Annotated in this window: 26 protein-coding genes; 21 read left to right on the top strand and 5 right to left on the bottom strand. The window is 49.6% G+C overall.

The features are described from left to right. The 8 genes from fkpB (at nt 1) to G441_RS0114445 (ending at nt 5,960) form a co-directional block, all read left to right on the top strand. Nucleotides 1-438, top strand: a complete 438-nt coding sequence (fkpB, locus tag G441_RS0114480) for an FKBP-type peptidyl-prolyl cis-trans isomerase (RefSeq protein WP_026377018.1) — start codon at nt 1-3, stop codon at nt 436-438. Between the two features lie 6 nt (nt 439-444). Further along, a complete protein-coding gene (ispH, locus tag G441_RS0114475) occupies nt 445-1,389 on the top strand; it encodes a 4-hydroxy-3-methylbut-2-enyl diphosphate reductase (RefSeq protein WP_026377017.1) in 945 nt (314 codons plus the stop codon). Between the two features lie 155 nt (nt 1,390-1,544). Beyond that, the gene (locus G441_RS0114470; RefSeq protein WP_169726088.1) at nt 1,545-2,165 is read left to right on the top strand and encodes a prepilin-type N-terminal cleavage/methylation domain-containing protein; all 621 of its coding nucleotides are present in this window, start codon (nt 1,545-1,547) and stop codon (nt 2,163-2,165) included. Continuing rightward, the gene (locus G441_RS0114465; protein ID WP_026377015.1) at nt 2,162-3,004 is read left to right on the top strand and encodes a PilW family protein; all 843 of its coding nucleotides are present in this window, start codon (nt 2,162-2,164) and stop codon (nt 3,002-3,004) included. The genes G441_RS0114470 and G441_RS0114465 overlap by 4 nt, the downstream gene beginning before the upstream one ends. Continuing rightward, nucleotides 3,001-3,570 (top strand): PilX N-terminal domain-containing pilus assembly protein, encoded by a 570-nt coding sequence (locus G441_RS18790; RefSeq protein WP_051275629.1) that lies wholly within the window; start codon nt 3,001-3,003, stop codon nt 3,568-3,570. Before G441_RS0114465 ends, G441_RS18790 begins: the two co-directional genes overlap by 4 nt. Nucleotides 3,571-3,659: 89 nt before the next feature. After that, complete coding sequence (locus G441_RS0114455; RefSeq protein ID WP_026377014.1) at nt 3,660-4,757, top strand: pilus assembly protein; 1,098 nt, start codon at nt 3,660-3,662, stop codon at nt 4,755-4,757. Continuing rightward, the gene (locus tag G441_RS0114450; RefSeq protein ID WP_026377013.1) at nt 4,747-5,214 is read left to right on the top strand and encodes a type IV pilin protein; all 468 of its coding nucleotides are present in this window, start codon (nt 4,747-4,749) and stop codon (nt 5,212-5,214) included. The genes G441_RS0114455 and G441_RS0114450 overlap by 11 nt, the downstream gene beginning before the upstream one ends. Nucleotides 5,215-5,288: 74 nt before the next feature. Further along, nucleotides 5,289-5,960, top strand: a complete 672-nt coding sequence (locus tag G441_RS0114445) for a DNA alkylation repair protein (RefSeq protein WP_026377012.1) — start codon at nt 5,289-5,291, stop codon at nt 5,958-5,960. A gap of 62 nt (nt 5,961-6,022) precedes the next feature. On the opposite strand, the gene G441_RS0114440 is transcribed toward G441_RS0114445, so the two are convergent. After that, on the bottom strand, nt 6,023-6,568 hold the full coding sequence (locus tag G441_RS0114440; protein ID WP_034475252.1) for a GspH/FimT family pseudopilin: 546 nt from the start codon (nt 6,566-6,568) through the stop codon (nt 6,023-6,025). Between the two features lie 221 nt (nt 6,569-6,789). Between G441_RS0114440 and nadE the strand changes: the two genes are divergently transcribed. After that, nucleotides 6,790-7,626, top strand: coding sequence for an ammonia-dependent NAD(+) synthetase (gene nadE / locus G441_RS0114435; protein WP_026377010.1), 837 nt, complete (start codon nt 6,790-6,792; stop codon nt 7,624-7,626). 17 nt (nt 7,627-7,643) lie between these two features. Further along, nucleotides 7,644-7,982: a nitrogen regulatory protein P-II gene (glnB, locus tag G441_RS0114430; RefSeq protein ID WP_026377009.1), complete on the top strand. Its 339-nt coding sequence runs from the start codon at nt 7,644-7,646 to the stop codon at nt 7,980-7,982. A gap of 41 nt (nt 7,983-8,023) precedes the next feature. Here glnB and G441_RS0114425 read toward each other — a convergent pair whose 3' ends face one another. The 3 genes from G441_RS0114425 to ygfZ form a co-directional block, all read right to left on the bottom strand. Continuing rightward, nucleotides 8,024-8,470 (bottom strand): hypothetical protein, encoded by a 447-nt coding sequence (locus tag G441_RS0114425; protein ID WP_026377008.1) that lies wholly within the window; start codon nt 8,468-8,470, stop codon nt 8,024-8,026. A 96-nt stretch (nt 8,471-8,566) separates the two neighbouring features. Beyond that, the gene (locus tag G441_RS0114420; RefSeq protein ID WP_026377007.1) at nt 8,567-9,046 is read right to left on the bottom strand and encodes an FKBP-type peptidyl-prolyl cis-trans isomerase; all 480 of its coding nucleotides are present in this window, start codon (nt 9,044-9,046) and stop codon (nt 8,567-8,569) included. 44 nt (nt 9,047-9,090) lie between these two features. Next, the gene (ygfZ, locus tag G441_RS0114415) at nt 9,091-10,044 is read right to left on the bottom strand and encodes a tRNA-modifying protein YgfZ (RefSeq protein ID WP_051275628.1); all 954 of its coding nucleotides are present in this window, start codon (nt 10,042-10,044) and stop codon (nt 9,091-9,093) included. A 165-nt stretch (nt 10,045-10,209) separates the two neighbouring features. On the opposite strand from ygfZ, the gene G441_RS0114410 reads away from it, so the two are divergent. Together G441_RS0114410 and G441_RS20075 are read left to right on the top strand one after the other, a co-directional pair. Then, the gene (locus G441_RS0114410; protein ID WP_026377005.1) at nt 10,210-10,461 is read left to right on the top strand and encodes an FAD assembly factor SdhE; all 252 of its coding nucleotides are present in this window, start codon (nt 10,210-10,212) and stop codon (nt 10,459-10,461) included. Next, nucleotides 10,448-10,894 carry a protein YgfX gene (locus G441_RS20075; protein WP_420806157.1) on the top strand — a complete coding sequence of 149 codons (447 nt, stop codon included), beginning with the start codon at nt 10,448-10,450 and terminating at the stop codon, nt 10,892-10,894. Before G441_RS0114410 ends, G441_RS20075 begins: the two co-directional genes overlap by 14 nt. On the opposite strand, the gene nadB is transcribed toward G441_RS20075, so the two are convergent. Continuing rightward, nucleotides 10,847-12,460 carry an L-aspartate oxidase gene (gene nadB, locus G441_RS0114400; protein WP_026377003.1) on the bottom strand — a complete coding sequence of 538 codons (1,614 nt, stop codon included), beginning with the start codon at nt 12,458-12,460 and terminating at the stop codon, nt 10,847-10,849. The genes G441_RS20075 and nadB overlap by 48 nt on opposite strands. A 258-nt stretch (nt 12,461-12,718) precedes the next feature. Here nadB and rpoE point away from each other — a divergent pair, with 258 nt between their 5' ends. The 9 genes from rpoE to pdxH all read left to right on the top strand — a co-directional run bounded on the left by rpoE (nt 12,719) and on the right by pdxH (nt 20,584). Then, on the top strand, nt 12,719-13,297 hold the full coding sequence (gene rpoE, locus G441_RS0114395; RefSeq protein WP_026377002.1) for an RNA polymerase sigma factor RpoE: 579 nt from the start codon (nt 12,719-12,721) through the stop codon (nt 13,295-13,297). Nucleotides 13,298-13,366: 69 nt separating this feature from the next. After that, the gene (locus G441_RS0114390) at nt 13,367-13,966 is read left to right on the top strand and encodes a sigma-E factor negative regulatory protein (protein ID WP_026377001.1); all 600 of its coding nucleotides are present in this window, start codon (nt 13,367-13,369) and stop codon (nt 13,964-13,966) included. Further along, nucleotides 13,966-14,997, top strand: coding sequence for a MucB/RseB C-terminal domain-containing protein (locus tag G441_RS0114385; protein WP_084407388.1), 1,032 nt, complete (start codon nt 13,966-13,968; stop codon nt 14,995-14,997). The genes G441_RS0114390 and G441_RS0114385 overlap by 1 nt, the downstream gene beginning before the upstream one ends. Then, nucleotides 14,994-15,476, top strand: a complete 483-nt coding sequence (locus G441_RS18785; protein ID WP_051275627.1) for a SoxR reducing system RseC family protein — start codon at nt 14,994-14,996, stop codon at nt 15,474-15,476. The genes G441_RS0114385 and G441_RS18785 overlap by 4 nt, the downstream gene beginning before the upstream one ends. A gap of 150 nt (nt 15,477-15,626) precedes the next feature. Then, nucleotides 15,627-17,423: a translation elongation factor 4 gene (lepA, locus tag G441_RS0114375; RefSeq protein ID WP_026376999.1), complete on the top strand. Its 1,797-nt coding sequence runs from the start codon at nt 15,627-15,629 to the stop codon at nt 17,421-17,423. After that, on the top strand, nt 17,423-18,361 hold the full coding sequence (gene lepB, locus G441_RS0114370) for a signal peptidase I (RefSeq protein WP_026376998.1): 939 nt from the start codon (nt 17,423-17,425) through the stop codon (nt 18,359-18,361). Before lepA ends, lepB begins: the two co-directional genes overlap by 1 nt. Next, a complete protein-coding gene (rnc, locus tag G441_RS0114365; protein ID WP_026376997.1) occupies nt 18,361-19,047 on the top strand; it encodes a ribonuclease III in 687 nt (228 codons plus the stop codon). The genes lepB and rnc overlap by 1 nt, the downstream gene beginning before the upstream one ends. Beyond that, nucleotides 19,004-19,945: a GTPase Era gene (gene era / locus G441_RS0114360; RefSeq protein ID WP_420806156.1), complete on the top strand. Its 942-nt coding sequence runs from the start codon at nt 19,004-19,006 to the stop codon at nt 19,943-19,945. Before rnc ends, era begins: the two co-directional genes overlap by 44 nt. Then, nucleotides 19,946-20,584, top strand: a complete 639-nt coding sequence (gene pdxH, locus G441_RS0114355) for a pyridoxamine 5'-phosphate oxidase (RefSeq protein ID WP_026376995.1) — start codon at nt 19,946-19,948, stop codon at nt 20,582-20,584.

Genomic DNA, 20,584 nt, shown 5'->3' with positions numbered 1-20,584 from the left:
ATGAGTAATGAAATCGGCGCTAACAGCACCATCATCATGCATTTTGACCTTAAGTTAGAGGATGGCTCGGCGGTTGATAGCACCCGCGTCAACAATAAGCCCGCTAAATTAACCATGGGTGATGGCAGCCTGACAGCTAATTTTGAGTCTTGCCTATTGGGGTTAAAAGCAGGCGACAAGACCTCTTTTACACTGCTCGCAGACGAGGCCTTTGGTAAACCAAATCCCGACAATATCCACCATATGGATAGGTCACGTTTCGCCATGGATACGCCGCTTGAAGAGGGGGCGATTATCTCATTCAGTCAAATGGACGGCAGCGAAGTACCCGGTATAATTCGAAGTGTACAAGGTGATTCGGTCACGGTGGATTTTAACCATCCACTGGCCGGGCAAACCGTTATTTTTGACGTTGAAATCATTCAGGTAGACGGGTAAACACGCATGCAAATTCATCTGGCTAATCCGCGCGGTTTTTGTGCTGGAGTCGATCGCGCTATCACTATTGTAGAGCGTGCTTTGGAAATGTTTCCACCGCCTATCTATGTGCGTCATGAGGTTGTGCATAACCGCTTTGTGGTAGAAGGCTTGAAGCGTCGTGGCGCACGATTTGTTGATGAGCTTAACGAAGTGCCAGATGACAGTATCGTCATTTTTTCTGCACACGGGGTGTCGCAGGCGGTAAGAAAAGAAGCTGAACAGCGTGGCTTGAAAGTGTTTGATGCAACCTGCCCATTGGTCACTAAGGTACATATGGAGGTGACCCGGGCCAGTAAGAAAGGCATTGAATGCGTGCTCATCGGTCATGCAGGTCATCCCGAAGTGGAAGGCACCATGGGGCAATATCACAATGAGGAAGGCGGTATCTATCTGGTAGAGTCCAATGAAGATGTTGCTAAGCTTGAAGTCAAAAACCCCAGCAAACTCTATTATTGCAGCCAGACTACCCTCTCAGTGGATGACACCGCTGATGTCATTGACGCACTGAGGGAAAAATTTCCCCTTATTGAAGGTCCTCGTAAAGACGATATCTGCTATGCCACACAGAATCGACAGGACGCCGTACGCGAATTAGCTGCGGACTGTGATGTAGTGTTGGTAGTGGGAGCGCAGAATAGTTCAAACTCGAATCGACTGCGTGAGTTGGCTGATAAGATTGGTGCCACGGCTTATCTCATCGCCGATGCCAATTGCATCCAAAAGCAATGGCTGGACGGCGTGCAACACATTGGCGTCACGGCCGGCGCCTCAGCCCCTGAAGTGTTAGTAAAAGGCGTAGTGGACCGTTTAATTGAATGGGGCGCGGTTACCGCTACAGAGCGACAGGGCAGAGAGGAAAATATCGAATTTGCGGTGCCCAAAGAACTGCGTATCAAGCAGGTCAGTTAGTCACATTTCTAACGCATTGTGTTTCAGAGCGCCGGCATAACTTAGCCGGCGTTTTTCTATCCTTTTGTTCAGCTGCATTTATTTGGCTCTGGCACTACGATTAACTACCTAAGCGGTTTGTTAGTGTCATGGAAATGGCGATGGATGCAGGGAACATGGAAACGCAACGTTCAAAAAAGCAGTATTCAGGCTTCAGCATGATCGAGGTCCTGGTCACTCTGGGCGTGTTATCGGTAGGGCTGCTAGGTATAGCTTCGTTACAGTTTATTAGTGCCCTGTCCAACAGCGAGGCACTGGCTCGCTCTCACGCGGTGATGGTCGCCCAGCAGCATGCCGAAAAACTGCGACTTAGCGCATTAATGATGGCAATCACTGATAACGAGCGTGTCAACGATGCCTATACCGATAACGACAACTATAACTTTGCGGGTTTTAAGTGCGACAGCGGAGCATTGCCTTATGATTGCTATTGTCTGAAACAGCCAGATGATCTGCCTGACTGTCATGCCGTAAAGTGCAGCCAGAGCGCGTTGGCCCGTTATGATGCCTATCAGTCTTCGTGTGCACTGGTGAAAGACAACCCTAGTGGCAGGCTAGCTGTTTCCTGTGAGGACAGCGTGCCGGGAGATGACTTTGCCTGTAGCGGCGGTTCACGATACCAAATACAAGTAAGCTGGCCCGCAACGTCTTGGCAGGCGGCAAACCGCGGCGACTCCCACTGCGATACGCAGGACTCTACTGCACTCAATTGCGTTAATGCTGAAGTCACGTTATGACACGGTCTTCCCAAAAGGGCTTTACCCTGACCGAAGTGGTCATCTGCTTATTGCTCGGTAGCATGGTGGCAGGAGCCGTAATCAAGGTAATGATCAGCAATGATGTCACACTGAAGCTCAATCAGGCATTGGCATCTGTGCAGGAAAATGGACGATTTGGCATCGCCAGATTGCGCGCAGATCTGCTGTACACAGGAATGTACCAAGATAGACCGGAGGCACCTGCCGATGCCTTCGACAAGGGCGAAGAAGCGCAATTTGTACGACATCATCCTGTGATCCTGCCCGGCACCTTTACGAAACGGCCACAACTGGGCTCTCTTCAAGGTGAAGCTGGGGCCAGCGATACTTTGGTCGTAGCCAGGCAGTCCAGGCGTGACTGTCGAGGCTATACCCTTGGTTATGATGGCCAACAACCTGTGTTTATTGTTAATGAATATTATGTTGAGGGCACAGCCCTCAAATGCCGCGGATTTGACGGACGGTTTCTACGAGGACAGAAAGACGCAGAGGGACATAATCGTCATGCTGGTTTTACTCTTCTTGACGATGTGTACAGTTTTCAGGTGTTGTACGGTCAATTAATCATGGCTGACGAAAATGAGCCCGTGCTGCGATACGTTACAGCAGATAATATCGTCGATAAAAGTCGCATTGTTTCACTACGTCTGGCGTTATTGCTTAAAGGGGACGGTGAGGTATTCATCGATCCCGTACCTGCTTTTAGCTTATTAAACGAGAGTCCTTTTACGCCTGACGAAAATCGTCTTTTCAAGCAGTTTGAGACCACGATCACCTTGCGTAATGTGTTGTATATGAATGGCTTGCAACATTCATGAAACAGCACGGTGTCATACTCGCCTTCTCCCTGCTTATTTTACTGTGTCTGACTCTTTTGGGCGTAAGTGCAGTATCAAACAGTCTGATGCAAACTAAAATGGCACACTCATATGAACGCTCGGCCGCAGCCTTTGATGCCGCCGAGGCTGCCATCACCGCTGCACTGTTCGAAGTTACCCATCGCGATGCGCTGCAACGTAACGACACTTTGGATCCCTTTTCGGAAGTGCAACAACAAGCAATCATTGCATCGGCGGATGAGGTGCAGTGCTTGAAGGACGACAAATTTGTACAACGTACTGTGACCGAACAAGGACTGCGATATGGCGACAGGCATGTAGCAAAAGGCCACTATCAAGTCAGTCCTAAAGTCCACAGCTGGTCAAAAACCGCATTATTGGCCGAGCGTGCCTGTCAGGGGACAAGTAGCGTCATGGGCAGAAAAAGCCCACGTTGCCTGACGTATATTATTCGCGGCTGCGGACAGCTTAATAACAACAATTATGTGATTGCCAATACGCTGATCGTGACGACGCTTGCCTCGGCACAAGGAGACGAGTTGTGATCGTCAATCTTAGATGGCAGGGTGTCGTTGTCGGCTTATCGCTTTGTTGCTGGTTGTGCTTTACACCACTAGTGCAATCCGGCGAATGCATGCAAGACGTCTCAATGCAATCTTATGCATCTTCGCCAGTGACGATAAATGTGGGTGGAAAAGATGCGAGGGTGTTAGTGGTGCCCGGTGCGGGAATAAATACAACCGACCTATACAACTCTGCTACGACGTTGCTGCCTGAGAATGCGGTATATCTGATTGATGATGATTCAGGGCACATTATCTGGTCAGTCAGTCAGCACGGTGCCGCCCTGAACATGGATGCCATGCAATTTTCCATAAATACCAAGGTTTCACTTGTTGACCATAATTATGATGGCCATGCCGACCTTTTCTATGTGATAGACACACAGGGGCAAGTGTTTCGTTTTGATATTCATAACGGTGCTGCGCCGGGTGATTTGATAAGCGGCGGTTTACTTGCACAACTGCATGATCCATCTCATCCAGCAGTAACACGCCACTATTTTCCCGTCGATGTCACCGAGGTGTCCTCCGCAAACGAGAGATACAACGCTCTGGTGGTAGGTAGCCGTGTCATGGAAAACCCTGATGGTAATGCCGTATATGATGAAGTCATCATGGTCAGAGATGCCAGCGTGTTTAAAAGCAACGACAGCGGTGAGTCCATCGTTCCCCCATCCCCAGTCTCGCGAGGTATGCTCAAAGAGGTCGCGTCCTCCACCATTGATTTACAAGCTGGGCAATATTCAGGTTGGCGCCTGGCGTTGAACACCTTGCAACTGACGCCGGTAAGTGCCCCAGTCATCATTAATTATCAGGTATTGTTTACAGCTTATGTCAACAATCAGGACTGTCATGCTTATCTTGTTGCCAGGTCGCTTATCGATGGTGAGCAGACAGCTCGCCATAACACGATTAGCGATGAACGCATGCCTGGAAGTCTTGCAGAAATACCTGAGCGACTCGTCGATAAGACTGTCAGTGTACTAGTCAGCGAAAAGGGGTATCCATCATTGTGCGTAGGAGAGCTCTGTGCGCCCGCCAGTGTTCTTCGCGACGATGAAGGACAAGTGATCCCCTGTGACAGCAGCTTTGCCTGCCTTGCCGAAAGCGTGTTTGGCATGTTTAACCCTGTTCAGCGCGGTAGCTGGAGTATCGACGTTGAACGTTAACAGTCAGTCAGGAGTATCACTGGTACATTGTCTGGTAACACTGACAATCATCGGCATTATTGCGATCTCAGCTTTTCCGCGCTTTCAACAGGCGCTCGCTCGTAGCTACAGACACGCCGCACAGGCTGACTTGATCGCCTTTGCGGCGGCAATGGAGCGGCATCATGCTACTACCTTCTCTTATCGCGGAGCTGCCAAAGGGGGAGGAGATACCGGTACCCCTATGATCTTTCATGGCCATTCACCCACAGATAAACCGGCGCGGGATAAGCTGTATCAGCTGAGTATTGACGAGGTTTCAGAGTCTGGTCGCGCGTATGTCGTCAGAGCGAAACCTGAGTCAGGTTCGCTGTTGGGGAAAAGCGGCGATTTGTTTTATTTTTCTGACGGTCGTCGTGCCTGGGATAAAAACAACGATGGCACGCTTTCCGCTGCAGAATTCTGCTGGAGCTGTTAAGCCTGAATAAAACGCAGCGCACAACCGCAGCTATTGCTAAGCTTTTATCAAAGGTTCTGCAATGGGTGAGCGTCGTGACTGAACATCAGGTAATGGAGTGGCTAGAAAAAAACCAGAACCAGAGAGGGATTTCGCACTGGCAGGCTGTGTCAAATCAGCATGGCTTGACGAGTTACGGTATTGGTCTGACTGCACTGCGCAAATTTGCTCGTCATATAGGTAAGAACAGATCCCTGGCACAGAGATTATGGGCGTCGCCTAGTTATGATGCCAGAGTGCTGGGCCTGCTGATTGATGATCCCGGACACATTACTGTAGAACAGGCTGAAGAGCAGGTCGAGCAGCTTGGTGCAGGGATGCTAAGCCACGTGTTTTGCTCTTGCGATGCCACATTGGCGAAAGCGCCATGCGCATTTGAATTGGCGAAAAAATGGTGTGATAGCCAAGACGCGATGCGCCGTAGATGCGGGTATGGATTGGTTTATGAGCTGGCGCGTAAGAAATCCAGTGGCATTGACGAGCGTTTTTTATACACAATCATAGATAAAATTTCGGTGCAGTTTGTCGGGCAGAATAAGCAGACACGATTAGCCATGGGCAATGCATTAATTGGCATAGGTAGGCGAAACGAATCACTGCGTCAGGCGGCGCTTGCAGTAGCGCAAGAAATTAGTCCGATTGACTTTAATGAACCGGGTCAGAGCTGCGCGCCATTTGACGTAGTGAAGCATCTTAATAAAACGTAGTTGCAGTGGAGGGAGATTCTCGCCTACGCGAGAATGACTAACTTTGTGCGTTTCATTATTGCCTAGGTGCATTCCAGAGCGTTGCCTGCATTGTCTTCGTAAATACCATCGTTGTTGGTGTCTTGGCTTAGTTTAACTCTGCCCTGTAAACTGATGGTTAGCGCCCTGGCAAATTCAGCGTTGTTGTCTTTATCACACAGCAATAGCGTTGCGGGAGACGCAATGTCGCCTGCCTGCCGAAACACAATATTGTTCTTGGGCCCCGACAGCAGATTGTATTTACTGATGTGTTTTACGGCGTGCAGCAGTTCTTCTGACTCACTGCGCACTCGATTACCGTCCGCATCGTTAAATAGAATTTTGCCATGATTCCAGTTGCTGGAGCAGCGGCTGTGATCCTTTGAAGGGCACAGTGTGATACTGACATGCTGGTCGATAGCCTGTGATCTGGCGAGTTGAACCAGACCACTTAGCTCATTCAATTCAGCGATGATGCGCTGTTGAATGATCAGATCGCGCACACTGGGAACCACTACTGTGACCAGAATAGCGACAATGGCGATGGTAATCAGCAGTTCAGTTAGCGTAACGCCGTATTGTTTTCGCATGGCTATAGGTCGTCGTGTAATTATAGAAGCCAGCCTACCTGAGGCGAATCTGGGATGACACTGAACAAAAAGTCAGTTTTGGTTAATTATTCCGGTGCGTAGGGCAAATAATTATGGGCTTTGCTTGACGCCTCCATTTGATTCCATAAAGTTAACGTGATCGTCAGTAACTGTTATACCGTTAAGAATATCAACATTTGATAACTAGCTCAGAGAGAACAATGCATAAACAAGCCGTAATAGAAGAAATGCGGGTGCTGCCCACCATTGATGTCGAATTTGAGATAAGTCGTCGGGTGAACTTTATCAAATCTCATTTAAAAGCCTCAGGGCTGAACAGTCTGGTGCTGGGGATAAGCGGTGGCATTGATTCCTGTACCTTGGGCAGGCTTGCACAGCTTGCTGTCGATGAACTGAATCAGGAACACCACGAAAAATATCAGTTTATTGCGGTTCGCTTACCATACAACGTGCAGGCGGATGAAGAAGATGCACAAAAATCCATCGACTTTATTCGTCCCACAAAAGCAGTGAGTGTGAATGTTCAGCCCGGTGCGGATGCGATTCATGATGTGACATGTGCAGCCCTTGCAGATATTGGTGCATTGACAAATGACGCCGGTAAACAGGATTTCGTGAAAGGCAATACCAAAGCCCGAACGCGCATGGTGATCCAGTATGAGATTGCCGGTCTGGTTGACGGCTTGGTGCTTGGCACTGACCATTCTGCGGAAAACATCACCGGCTTTTACACCAAATATGGCGATGGTGCCTGCGATCTGGCGCCATTATTTGGGCTGAGTAAACGCCAGGTTCGTCAGATAGCAGAGCACCTCGGCGCGCCTTCGAAAATCATTACCAAAGCACCTACCGCAGACCTTGAATCGCTGGACCCACAGAAAGCAGACGAGCAGGCGCTTGGCTTAACTTATGATCAGATAGACGACTTTCTTGAAGGCAAGCCGGTCGCTGATGAGGTGTCGGAAAAATTGCTCTATATTTACAAACGGACACAGCATAAGCGCGTGCCTATCCCAACCATATACGATGACGAATAATAGCCAGAGGCCTCAACATGAAAAAAGTCGAAGCGATAATTAAACCATTCAAGTTGGATGATGTGCGGGAAGCACTGGCTGAGGTGGGCATAACTGGCATGACGGTCACAGAAGTAAAGGGCTTCGGACGTCAGAAAGGCCATACCGAAATGTATCGTGGTGCCGAGTATCAGGTGGATTTTTTGCCCAAAGTCAAAATCGAAGTGGTGATTGTCGACGATAAAGTCGATCTGGTGACGGAAGCCATCATTAAGACCGCTCAGACCGGTAAAATAGGCGACGGTAAAGTGTTTGTATACGACCTTCAGCAGGCCATCCGTATCCGTACTGGCGAAGAGAACGACGAAGCTCTGTAGACTTTACAGCCCGCCGCGTAAGCGGGCCTAAATAATAAGCTTTACTTGCCAGTGTGCCTGGCAACAATCACTGACTGATGCAGATGCGGCTGCTGATGATCAAATATGGCTGCAACGGTCGCTTCTATCTGAATAAGTGATGAGTGCTGCATGCCGCTGCCCTGATAAACCACCGTTCCACTGGCGTCTCGTACTGCGAAGTGTGTGACGCATGATGGATCGAAACCGCTCTCATCATGTTGTTCAGAATGTTGCATACCAATGTGCAGGACATAGTCGGCATCGTCAGACAACACATCATAAAAACGTTCAACAAGCGTCTCGTAAATCAACGCATCATAATCGTGATTCGATGTGTCGACGACAATATCCATACTGGGTACATCAGGATGATCGAATAGCCAGACATCATTGATAGCGTCTGGTGCGGCAACTGTGACGGTGGCTCCGAACAACAGAGAAGCCGAAATAATAGCGGGTAAGCGCATGGTGCTTTCCTTGCTGATTGACTTCTTTAGGCTTAGTCCACAAAGCCCTATATGTCAATGCAGGAACCCGCTCTCAGCGGACTTCATTGCAGCAATTTAATGTTCGCAGCCGCCTGGCCCATGAGCATGACCATGACTGATTTCGTCGTCGGTGGCAGCGCGTACATCCAGCACCTCAACATCGAATGTCAGGGTATGACCGGCAAGCGGATGATTGCCATCGACAATCACTTTTTCATCATCTACGTCAATCACAATGACAGACTGCTCACCACCATCTGTGGTGGCACGGAACTGCATACCGACCTGCACATCCATACCGTCGAACATTGACTTTGGCACCGACTGTACTAATCCTTCATGTCGCTCGCCATACGCCAGCTCTGGCTCAACATCGACGCTAAATTCATCGCCAGCCTTCTTACCTTGCAGGGCATTTTCCAGGCCAACAATAAGATAGTGACTGCCCTGTAAAACTGTCATTGGCGCGCCATTTTTAGAGGTGTCTATTTCAACGCCATCAGCCGAACTGACAGTGTAATGGAGAGTGACTACGGTATTTTGTTCTATCTGCATAATGCTCATCAGTTATGAATAACAGTGTAAAGCCTAACATGGCTTTAATCGGTTATCGAATAAGGTACAGGCTTAACGTTGAATACCTGTTCAGGCTGCTCTTTTAATCGCACTGGCGTATCCAGTTCGATGTCTTTTGGCAGCACTGCCAGCGCCCAGGTCTCGCTTTCTAACGTTGCACTTCGGATCACGGTGCCGGCGCGGCGCCAGTTGTCGTTAAGCGCCATTTCAAGGCTGTCTCCGGCATGACAGTTTATGCCTGTATTGCTGTGCAGAATGAACGCGGCCCGTTTATTTTTGCCAAGGTAACGGGTGCGAGCGACCGTTTCCTGTCCCATATAACAGCCTTTAGTAAAGCTGATCGCTTGCAACGCCTGCATATTCATCATTTGTGGCACAAACTCACCGGCAGTGGCGGTTTGCACATTGGGTAAACCATCCGCCACTTCAAGCGCCTCCCATACTGCCTGCGAGTATTCAGTGATAGCTGACAGGTCGGGAAGTGGGTGGCTGTTAGGCACACAGATCAAAAAACGAGGCGCGCAATCAGATACGCGAATAATTGTCATCTGTTGGTGGTATGTGAGCTGATGATTTGACCTTGGTAACTGATCTTTACTGACGCCGAATTCGGCGACTGCATCCTCGCCCACTACGCCAAAAACCTGCCAGTTGTCGCTGACATTCTCAATCTCGACCTTCGAAAAAACGGCGTATTTTTTGAATTCAGGCAGTGATTGGTTAACGCTATCAGCGTGTCCTAATAGCAGAATAGCGTCGTCACAGTGAAATAGCCTGAATATGCCATGCATTTTGCCCTTGGCATCACAATGACATGTATAACTGGCATGTTCTGCATCTAATGACTTGACCGATGAAGTAACCTGACCGTCCAGAAACGTTATATTTTGTTCGCCAGTCATGGCAATGATCCCGATGTTTGCCAAAGGCACTACACACTGGTCATTGATATCATCTAATTTCAAAGGGGTATTCATATCTGTCAGCGCTCCTTCTTTTGAACCTAAGGTGGGGACGACCGCAGATTAATCAAAGGCCACATCCATAGAAAGAAAGATTTTCTATCAATACTGATCTTGGCACTCCAACAGGCGGTAGGTAGACTAGCCTTCTTTTAACGATAACAGAGTTAGCGGTTCCCCATGTTTGATGACAAGCGTAAAGCGCGGATGAAATGGGCATGTCGACGAGGCATGCTGGAGTTAGACGTCTTACTTACCCGGTTTTATGACAACGCGTTTGATGAGTTGACAGACGAACAGCTCGAAGTATTCGAAAACCTGCTGACCTGTGATGATCCTGATCTGTTTGCGTGGTTCATGGGACACCAACGCTGCGAGGACGAGAAGCTAAAAGGCATGATTGATCTTGTATTAAGTCGTGCCGAGCTATGATGTTCGAATAGCACCCAGTGCCATTGGTGCGTATTGCTCCGCCGCCCTATTTGGGGCGGCAGCATTAGCTGTTAGCCAATGGCAGTCTTACATTATCCCGCATCAAACTCTGTGGCAGGGTACATTGATGCTGTTACTTGTCGGTCAAGGCCTGCATTGTATTAGTAAAGGCCATGCAAGCGTGTCGCAGCCACAACAATTTATCTTTGATGAATGCGGCAGAGGTTGGCGACACAGTAACGCGTTCCCACAGCAGGTCAACATTCACAAAGACAGTCGCGCATGCGGTCCCATTATCTGGTTGCACTTGCAGAACGTGTCTAGCGGACGGGTAAATGCTCAGCTGGTGTTCAACACCCAGTGTCACGAAAGAGATTTTCGTCGTCTATGCCGAATTCTGCTCTCTGTTACGTCCGGCCAGAATACTCGGTGAGGCATTTTCCATGCTGTCCGGGAAGTCCAGGTTGTAATGCAGGCCTCTGCTTTCTTTGCGGCTCATTGCACAGCGAACAATAAGCTCGGCAACGGTGACCAGATTCCTGAGCTCGAGAAGGTTGTTGCTGACTCGGAAGTTTGAGTAGTAATCCTCAATCTCCTGTTTCAACATTTCGATGCGACGCAATGCTCGCTCAAGTCGCTTGGTCGTTCTGACAATACCCACATAGTCCCACATGAAGAGGCGCAGCTCATGCCAGTTGTGCTGGATAACCACTTCTTCATCGGAATTATTCACCTGACTTTCATCCCATGCAGGAATAGGTTCGTCATTCGCCGGCTGGGACAGCCGGGTAGTGATGTGATCGGCAGCGGCGTGAGCGAACACTATGCACTCCAGCAGTGAGTTGCTGGCCATGCGATTGGCACCGTGCAGTCCTGTATAGGCAACCTCACCAACAGCGTAGAGGTTGTCCAAATCGGTTCTGGCGTCAAAGTTTGTCATCACACCTCCGCAGCTGTAATGTGCGGCGGGCACCACCGGGATAGGCTGGCGGGTAATATCGATACCTAAGGCGCGACAACGTCGGTAGATGTTTGGAAAGTGCTTGACGATAAAATCTGCAGGTTTGTGACTGATATCCAGGTACATGCAGTCTTCACCCAGGCGCTTCATTTCATAATCGATAGCACGAGCCACGATGTCACGAGGAGCTAGCTCGCCGCGCTCGTCGAATTTATGCATGAAACGTTCGCCATTAGCGTGGCAGAGGATAGCACCTTCACCGCGAAGCGCCTCACTGATTAGAAAATTTCTAGCCTCAGGGTGAAACAGGCAGGTTGGATGAAATTGATTAAATTCCATATTGGCAACCCGACAACCAGCACGCCACGCCATGGCTATGCCGTCGCCGCTGGATACATCAGGATTAGAGGTATATTGATATACTTTGCTGGCACCGCCCGAGGCGAGTGCGGTAAAGCGTGAACGGATCACCTCAACATGTTCCAGTTTACGATTCCACACGTAGGCACCAATACACTCGTCAGGGTTGTGTTTGCTTTTGATCAAATCAACTGCGTTGTAGCGCTCAAAAACATGAATGTTAGGATGGCGATTAACGGCATCGACCAGTGTGATTTGAACGGCCTCGCCTGTCGCATCGGCGGCATGCAGGATCCGACGGTGGCTATGTCCACCCTCGCGGGTAAGGTGAAAACGGTCCTTACCATCTTCGCCTTTTTCGGTGTCGAACGGCACGCCAAACTGGATCAGCCACTGCATACAGGATTTTGCGCGACTTGCGGTATAGCGCACCGCATCCTCATCGCACAGTCCCGCCCCAGCGATTAATGTATCCTGAACGTGAGAGTCGATAGAGTCCTGAGCGTCGAAAACAGCAGCGATGCCGCCCTGTGCGTAGCGGGTTGACCCCTCGCTGACTTCACTTTTACTGAGCACAATAACCTGACAGTGATCGGCTAACTTGAGGGCAAGACTTAAGCCTGCGGCTCCGCTGCCAATAATCAGTACATCACAACGATGTTCAACGGCATTATGCATAACGATGACACACGATAGTAGCTGGCATGATGATAAGGATTTCCTAAAAACCGCGTTAGACTTGATAACTGCGATTATAGGCTGCACATAATAGTGCTGTAAAAAGTTGTTTTAATCGGCTTTAATGCGCGGCAATTTCAACAATTCAGAGATAAATGCACAATTTTTTGCGTTGAATCGAACTTTTTGTGACACGCGGTAGTCTACCTTAGTGCTTGCGAGAGCCAATCGGGTAGTAATAAAGGAGAACTGGCTCGAATGAGCGAGCAAATTACAGATAAAAATATCGTAGAACGTGTGCAGCGTGGCGATAAGAATGCGTTTAATTTGTTGGTACAGCGATACCAACACAAAGTAGCGCATCTTGTGTCTCGCTATGTGAAACATCCGGGCGATGTCGCTGATGTAACGCAAGAAGCGTTTATTAAAGCGTATCGAGCGCTACCTAATTTTAGGGGGGATAGCGCCTTTTATACCTGGCTGTATCGCATTGCGGTGAACAGTGCCAAGAATTATCTTGTGTCACAGAGCCGCAAACCGCCTGCAAACGATGTCGACGCTGATGAAGCCGATTACTACGATGGTAGTGAGGCGTTGCGCGAAAGCAATACGCCAGAGAAAAGTTTAATGTCTGACGAGTTGCAACGTATTTTGTTCGACACGGTAGACCAGCTCCCTGATGATTTGCGTATGGCCATAACCCTGCGGGAAATCGAAGGATTGAGCTACGAAGACATAGCGAAAGTAATGGACTGCCCGGTGGGTACGGTGAGATCACGCATCTTCAGGGCACGAGAAGCCATTGATAAGGTGGTGCAACCATTACTGCAACGATGATCAGGTCTGTGACGTGACATTGAAAAAAACTTAGGTCAAAATTAACGCATTCTTCAGGATTGGGTGTATATGACGCAACAGCAAGAACATTTATCAGCAATCATTGATGGTGAACATCAGGATGACGCGCTGATTGCATCGATCGCATCAGATAGCCAGTTGGCTGAACGCTGGCACCGTTATCATGTGGTCAGAGCCGCGCTGAGAAAAGAGATGCCTTTAAACGGACATTTCGACATCAGTGCATCGGTTGCTGATGCGCTTGAGCAGGAACCCGTTGTACTGGCGCCAAAGCGTCGTTGGTACAGTGTGCCTGGCGCTGCGCAAATCGCACCTTTGCTTAAGCAGGGTGGTCAGTTTGCGATTGCCGCGTCGGTAGCGGTTGCCGTGGTATTTGGTGTCCAGACCTATAACCAACCAGAATCACAAGAACCGTTTATTACCGCACCGCCAGTGCCAGGTGTGGGTATTCAGGGTGGGCTTGCACCGGTCAGTCTGCAACAAACTCGAGCTGTGCCACAAACTGATGCCGTTGAACAGAGGCAGCGCATTAACGCCTTTTTGACCGATCATCAGCAGCAGCTGAGGCTTAAGCATGCTGGTCAGCAGGAAACCCCTCCACAAGACACGCGAGACACTGACGACACGTCAGAGCAACCTAAAAAATAATGCGCACTGCTATATTGCTGGCGGCGGCCAGCCTACTCGTCAGCAGCAGTCTGGCAGCTCAGGATGTTGAAGCTGACCAGGCTGATGACGGCGAGGTCCTATCCCAACAGCAGACATTCAGTATCCAATCAGCAACGCCAGAACAGTGGGTGTCGCGTCTGGCAAATGCCAGTAGAACACTTAACTTTTCAGCATCGTTTGTTGCTTTCCAACCGGGCAGCGATGCTGTGCCGTATATATGGCGCCACGCGCTTTCCGAGAGCGGGCTGTCAATGGAGCACTTGTCCCTCCTTAACGGTCCCGGCCGCGAGGCGTTGCGCATTGGCGATAAGATCAGTTATTTCGAGCCGGATATGCCGCCTTATACACTGATTGCAGATATCATTAATGGCCCCCTTCCCGGCCAGCTATTGTACAACCCGGTAGCGCTGCAGGACGCCTATAATTTTGTATTGGTGGGACGCAGTCGTGTCGCGGGGAGACCAGCTCAGCAGTTAAGGTTGATCAGCAAAGACAAAAGCCGTTTTGGGTACAGCATTTGGCTGGATCAGGAAACGGGCCTGTTATTGAAGGCCAACATGGAAGACGAGCAGGGGCAGGTGATTGAGCAGGTCCAGATTGTCGATCTGTTGGTGTATGACGAACCTTCGGATTATTTCGCACAGATTGACAGGGCATCTCTGCCGGAAGTGGTTAATATCAGTCCTTCCACGGCACGGATATATAACTGGGATATCGGCTTTAAACCGCAAGGTATGCGGGCAATCAAGCGTGATATTCATCGCTTACCGATTACCGGTAACATTGTTGAATATATGATGCTAACCGACGGTATGGTTGATGTGTCTGTGTATGTACAGCGCGCAGATACCGTCGATGAGGCGAATGCCGCACTTCGTCATCAGTCCAATACATTGCTCACCCGACAGGTCGGTAATGTGCAAGTTACCGTAGTAGGGAAATTACCGCCGCAAACGGCGAATGCTATTGCTACCTCTGTCACACTTGCCTCGACAACCCCACAACCATGATTGAAGAAACCGCCACCGTTGTTGAAGTAAAAAAGCACACCATTGTAGTGGAGGCGGCGGTGAAAACCACCTGCGGTGGCTGTCAGGCGAATACCCATTGTGGCACCGGCGTGGTTGCCAGAGCACTGGCGAACAAAACGCAATCACTCGAACTGGCATGCGAGCGACCGGTCAGCGTTGGGCAACAGGTGGTCATTGGTCTGCCCGAGGCGCATTTATTGGGCGCTTCACTGTGGATTTACGTTATCCCTCTGCTAGCACTGATTGGCGCTGCCAGTGTTGGACACATTCTGCTGCCCTGGCTGGGGTTGTCTCACGAAGCCTGGAATTTGTTATTTACTGTATTTGTCACTATGGCGACCTTTGTTGCGGTATCAGGTTATGTCAAACGCGATAGCCATGCGCAGTTTACCCCTTCGGTCATAAGAGTGTTGCCGCAATCTGATGCGGTGCACTGTCAGGCCATCTCGCTCGAATAGCCTGTCGTCGAGTTTGCGCATCAGATATTCGCAAACTGAGTAATAACCCTGTAAAATCGCGGCTTGAATTTTTAGCATCATCCGTATTGCGCGACCAAGCGTACAAGGTCGCATTAACAAGCGTATCTGCAGGTAGTTTGATAAACCTTTATGCAACACAAGCACATTAGAAACTTTTCGATTATTGCCCACATTGACCACGGCAAATCGACGCTCTCCGATCGACTTATTCAACATTGCGGTGGTCTGACAGATCGCGAAATGGCAGAACAGGTCCTTGACTCCATGGATCTTGAGCGTGAACGTGGCATTACCATCAAAGCACAGAGTGTCACGCTGAATTACACTGCCAGTGATGGTGAAACCTATCAACTGAACTTTATCGACACGCCTGGGCATGTCGATTTCACCTATGAGGTCTCTCGTTCTCTGGCTGCCTGTGAGGGTGCACTACTGGTGGTTGACGCAGGGCAGGGCGTGGAAGCGCAGACCCTGGCAAACTGCTATACCGCTATCGATATGGATATGGAAGTAGTACCGATCTTGAACAAGATTGATCTTCCACAGGCTGAGCCTGAGCGTGTTGCCGAAGAAATCGAAGATATTGTGGGTATTGATGCTATCGATGCGGTGCGCTGCAGTGCAAAGACCGGCGTAGGGATTGATGAAGTACTTGAGGTCATTGTTAATAAGATCCCACCCCCTGAGGGTGACCCAGACGCACCATTAAAAGCCTTAATCGTTGATTCATGGTTTGATAATTATCAGGGGGTTGTGTCGCTGGTCAGGATCATGCAGGGACAGCTTAATGCCAAAGACAAAATTAAAATCATGTCTACGGGACAGGCCCATCAGGTTGATAAGTTAGGGATTTTTACACCCAAGCAAACCGAGAAAGACGTGCTTAAGTGCGGTGAAGTAGGTTTCATTATCGCTGGTATCAAAGAGATCCACGGCGCGCCAGTTGGCGATACCATCACACTGGCCAAGCAACCTGCTGATAAAGCCCTGCCTGGGTTTAAGAAAGTTAAGCCGCAGGTCTATGCCGGCCTGTTTCCGGTCAGTTCCGACGATTATGAAGATTTCCGTGACGCGCTGGCTAAACTCAGTCTCAACGATGCGTCATTGTTTTATGAGCCAGAATCCTCAGCGGCACTGGGTTTTGGCTTCCGTATCGGTTTCCTGGGTATGTTGCACATGGAAATCATCCAGGAACGTCTGGAGCGGGAGTACGACCTTGACCTGATCACCACTGCGCCGACCGTGGTGTACGAAGTGGTCACGACCAAAGGCGAGACCGTGTCGGTTGATAATCCGTCTAACCTGCCACCGGTAAATGATATCGATGAGATCCGCGAGCCAATCGTCGAAGCCCATATCCTGGTGCCTCAGGATTATCTGGGCAACGTGATTACGTTATGTGTCGAAAAGCGCGGCGTACAAACCAACATGCAATATCACGGTAAGCAGGTGGCGGTAACTTACGAATTACCGATGGCAGAAGTGGTGCTGGACTTCTTTGACCGATTGAAATCTACCAGTCGCGGATTTGCATCGTTGGATTACAACTTCAAGAAATTCCAGAGCGCAGACATGGTGCGGGTGGATATTCTGATTAACGGTGAACGCGTCGATGCACTGGCTATGATAACGCACCGTGATAACGCCCAGTCCCGAGGGAGAGAGCTAGTGGATAAACTGCGCGAGCTGATCCCAAGACAAATGTTCGATATTGCCATTCAGGCCGCTATTGGCAATCATGTGATTGCCCGCAGTACGGTTAAGCAGCTGCGCAAGAACGTTATTGCCAAATGTTACGGCGGTGACGTCAGCCGTAAGAAAAAGCTTTTGCAAAAGCAGAAAGAAGGAAAGAAAAGGATGAAGCAGGTAGGTAACGTAGAACTGCCGCAGGACGCATTCCTTGCAATATTGAAGGTAGGTAAGTAATGGCCAACTATTTTTCGTTATTTCTCGTCATATTGACGGTTGGCTCGGGTCTTATCTGGCTGATTGATTCATTGGTCTTCGCCCCTAAGCGCAGAGAACGTCAGGCGGTGATTGAATCAAGCACCGGTGCAACTTCCGCGCTCAACAACGAAGTGAAATTGCCCTATATCGTCGATACGGCCCAGCAAATCTTTCCTGTTATTGCTTTTGTACTGGTCCTACGTTCGTTTCTTTACGAGCCATTTCAGATCCCCTCTGGCTCAATGATGCCAACGTTGTTGGTAGGCGATTTTATTCTGGTTGAAAAGTACGCCTACGGCCTCAAAGACCCGGTATTTAGAAAGAAGTTTGTTGATACAGGGGCACCTGAGCGTGGTGACGTAGTGGTATTTAAATATCCTGAAGAGCCCAGCATCGACTACATCAAACGGGTTGTGGGTCTGCCGGGAGATATCATCGAGTACCGCAACAAGGCGCTGTATATCAAGCCTGCTTGTGACGACGGCAGTGATTGCGAAGCAATTAAACCGGTGAAACTTACCTTCCAGGAAAATGAAACCTTTAAGCAAAATGGCAGTGCGCTGGAAAGGTTTTCTGAACAATTGGGCGAAGTCGAGCATGAGATTTTACGTAATCCTGCTGTACCCCCGATTGAGCGTTTGAACTTAGCCTTGTTGCCAAAAGAGTTTCGCTATTACACTCAGCCGGGCACGCGCATAAATGAGTGGATCGTGCCAGAAGGCCAATATTTTGTGCTTGGTGACAATCGCGACAACAGCCGCGACAGTCGCTACTGGGGCTTCGTTGAAGACCAGCATCTGGTTGGTCAGGCAGTGGCAATATGGATCAGTTTTGAATTTGAACGTGATCCCTCCAGTTGGCTGCCCAACTGGGTACCGACGGGTATTCGCTTTAACCGTGTAGGCGGCATTCAATAATGCCAGTAACGGCAAACTACACAAAGTTTTACAAGCAAATTGGCTATACGTTTAAGGAGCCTAAGCTCCTAAAGCGGGCACTGACACACCGCAGCGCCGCTCGCGAGCACAATGAACGCCTTGAGTATCTTGGCGACGCAGTGCTTGGCATGCTGATAGCCAAAACCCTCTACCATCGTTTTCCAACCCAGCCAGAAGGTAAGCTGACGCGCATGCGTGCGAGTCTAGTAAAAGGTGAAACACTGGCAGCCTTGGGTAAAGAAATGGGCATTGGAGAACTACTTAATCTCGGGCCGGGAGAAATGAAAAGCGGAGGCCATCGACGGGGCTCCATACTCGCTGATGCGGTAGAAGCCATCATTGGGGCGATTTACCTGGAAGCAGGCATCGACACCTGTGAAAAGCTCGTGACCGAATGGTTTTCTACCCGAATCGAAAAGCTCGATCCGAATGCCCATCCGAAAGATCATAAAACCCGCTTGCAAGAGTTTTTGCAAGGCCGCAAGCAACCTTTGCCAAATTACGAGATTAGCGACATCAGCGGTAAGTCCCACGATCAAACATTTACCGTCACCTGTAGTGTGACGCTGTTAAATGATACGGTCACGGGAACAGGCAACAGCCGACGTCGCGCAGAGCAGGATGCGGCAAAGCAAGCACTGGAGCAGCTCTCAAATGTCAGATAGCGGAACTACATACTGCGGCCTTGTTGCCATTGTCGGTCGACCTAACGTAGGAAAAAGTACCCTGCTGAATAGGCTGCTCGGCTACAAAGTCAGTATTACGTCTAAAAAACCTCAGACGACCCGACACCGGATCCTCGGCATAGACAGTCGTGATAATAAACAAACTGTGTACGTTGACACGCCCGGACTGCATAAAGAAGAAAAACGGGCAATTAACAGGCTGATGAATCGCGCGGCCAGCAGCTCATTGGCAGATGTTAGTTTGGTGTTGTTTGTGGTTGAAGGGACACGCTGGACAGACGATGACCAGCTGGTGCTTGAAAAGGTCAAATATAGCGGTCTTCCCTGTTTCATGATTGTGAACAAAGCCGACAATGTGAAGGACAAAGCGGCACTGATGGAGCATCTGGCGTGGCTAAACACGCAGCATGAATTTGAACAGATTATCCCTGTTAGCGCCAAACACGGTCGCAACGTGGACGAACTAAGGGAACTGGTGCAGCAGCAGTTGCCGGAGAGTGAATTCTACTTCCCGGAAGATTACATCACCGACCGTTCCAGTCGCTTTATGGCGGCTGAAATTATTCGCGAAAAACTGATGCGTTATACCGGTGACGAGCTGCCCTATTCGGTGACGGTAGAAATTGAACAGTTTAAGCTCACTGAAAATGGCGTCATGCGAATTAATGGCCTGATCCTGGTGGAGCGGGAAGGGCAGAAGCGTATGGTGATAGGCAAGGGTGGTCAGCACCTTAAAACCATCGGCGCTGAAGCCCGTAAAGACATGGAGGCGTTATTCGAAAACAAGGTATTTCTCGAACTTTGGGTCAAAGTAAAGTCTGGTTGGGCAGACGATGAAAGAGCGCTGCGCAGCCTTGGCTACGGGGAGAATAACTAAATGCAATTGCAGGATATCCGGCGTCAGTATTCTCGTGGCAGTCTCACAGAACAGGATGTCGACGCAAACCCTATTGTGCAGTTTGAGCGCTGGTTAAAAGACGTTGTCGATGCGCAAATACCGGACCCAACCGCCATGACGGTGGCCACCGTTGGCGAGGATGGGCAGCCTTCACAGCGTATTGTACTGCTCAAAGATGTTGGTCCAGCAGGTTTTGTGTTTTATACCAATCTGGAATCCCGCAAGGCGAGAGAGCTTGAGCATAACAATAAAATATCTCTGCACTTCCCATGGTACCTGCTGGAGCGACAGGTAAGGGTGATTGGTTATGCTGAACAGCTCAGTACCCTTGAAGTGGCTAAGTACTTTGCCAGTCGGCCGCGCGAGAGCCAACTGGCGGCGTGGGCATCACAACAAAGTAAACCGATATCGGCGCGCCATGCATTGATGGGCAAGTTTATGGAAATAAAGCAAAAGTTTGCTCAGGGAGAGATCCCATTACCTAAATTTTGGGGAGGATTTCGCGTGGTTCCCCAACAGATCGAGTTTTGGCAGGGTGGTGAACACCGTCTGCACGATCGACTTGAATATACCAGACAGCCTGATGACAGCTGGACCATCCAGCGCCTCATGCCCTGA

It is taken from the genome of Aestuariibacter salexigens DSM 15300, assembly GCF_000429145.1.
Classification (GTDB): domain Bacteria; phylum Pseudomonadota; class Gammaproteobacteria; order Enterobacterales; family Alteromonadaceae; genus Aestuariibacter; species Aestuariibacter salexigens.
The sequence above is the reverse complement of the archived record's forward strand: the minus strand, read 5'-3'. Positions and strand labels throughout refer to the sequence as shown.

Coding starts and splice junctions, on each gene's coding strand:
- era (WP_420806156.1), top strand. CDS start 19,004: ATGCGGCAAAGCAAGCACTGGAGCAGCTCTCAAATGTCAGATAGCGGA.
- G441_RS0114455 (WP_026377014.1), top strand. CDS start 3,660: ATGCAAGACGTCTCAATGCAATCTTATGCATCTTCGCCAGTGACGATA.
- G441_RS0114420 (WP_026377007.1), bottom strand. CDS start 9,046: ATGCAGATAGAACAAAATACCGTAGTCACTCTCCATTACACTGTCAGT.
- rnc (WP_026376997.1), top strand. CDS start 18,361: ATGCCAGTAACGGCAAACTACACAAAGTTTTACAAGCAAATTGGCTAT.
- G441_RS18785 (WP_051275627.1), top strand. CDS start 14,994: ATGATTGAAGAAACCGCCACCGTTGTTGAAGTAAAAAAGCACACCATT.
- ispH (WP_026377017.1), top strand. CDS start 445: ATGCAAATTCATCTGGCTAATCCGCGCGGTTTTTGTGCTGGAGTCGAT.
- G441_RS0114410 (WP_026377005.1), top strand. CDS start 10,210: ATGTTTGATGACAAGCGTAAAGCGCGGATGAAATGGGCATGTCGACGA.
- G441_RS18790 (WP_051275629.1), top strand. CDS start 3,001: ATGAAACAGCACGGTGTCATACTCGCCTTCTCCCTGCTTATTTTACTG.
- G441_RS0114425 (WP_026377008.1), bottom strand. CDS start 8,470: ATGCGCTTACCCGCTATTATTTCGGCTTCTCTGTTGTTCGGAGCCACC.
- G441_RS0114390 (WP_026377001.1), top strand. CDS start 13,367: ATGACGCAACAGCAAGAACATTTATCAGCAATCATTGATGGTGAACAT.
- lepB (WP_026376998.1), top strand. CDS start 17,423: ATGGCCAACTATTTTTCGTTATTTCTCGTCATATTGACGGTTGGCTCG.
- G441_RS0114465 (WP_026377015.1), top strand. CDS start 2,162: ATGACACGGTCTTCCCAAAAGGGCTTTACCCTGACCGAAGTGGTCATC.
- nadE (WP_026377010.1), top strand. CDS start 6,790: ATGCATAAACAAGCCGTAATAGAAGAAATGCGGGTGCTGCCCACCATT.
- rpoE (WP_026377002.1), top strand. CDS start 12,719: ATGAGCGAGCAAATTACAGATAAAAATATCGTAGAACGTGTGCAGCGT.
- pdxH (WP_026376995.1), top strand. CDS start 19,946: ATGCAATTGCAGGATATCCGGCGTCAGTATTCTCGTGGCAGTCTCACA.
- fkpB (WP_026377018.1), top strand. CDS start 1: ATGAGTAATGAAATCGGCGCTAACAGCACCATCATCATGCATTTTGAC.
- G441_RS0114385 (WP_084407388.1), top strand. CDS start 13,966: ATGCGCACTGCTATATTGCTGGCGGCGGCCAGCCTACTCGTCAGCAGC.
- lepA (WP_026376999.1), top strand. CDS start 15,627: ATGCAACACAAGCACATTAGAAACTTTTCGATTATTGCCCACATTGAC.
- ygfZ (WP_051275628.1), bottom strand. CDS start 10,044: ATGAATACCCCTTTGAAATTAGATGATATCAATGACCAGTGTGTAGTG.
- G441_RS0114470 (WP_169726088.1), top strand. CDS start 1,545: ATGGAAACGCAACGTTCAAAAAAGCAGTATTCAGGCTTCAGCATGATC.
- G441_RS0114440 (WP_034475252.1), bottom strand. CDS start 6,568: ATGCGAAAACAATACGGCGTTACGCTAACTGAACTGCTGATTACCATC.
- glnB (WP_026377009.1), top strand. CDS start 7,644: ATGAAAAAAGTCGAAGCGATAATTAAACCATTCAAGTTGGATGATGTG.
- nadB (WP_026377003.1), bottom strand. CDS start 12,460: ATGCATAATGCCGTTGAACATCGTTGTGATGTACTGATTATTGGCAGC.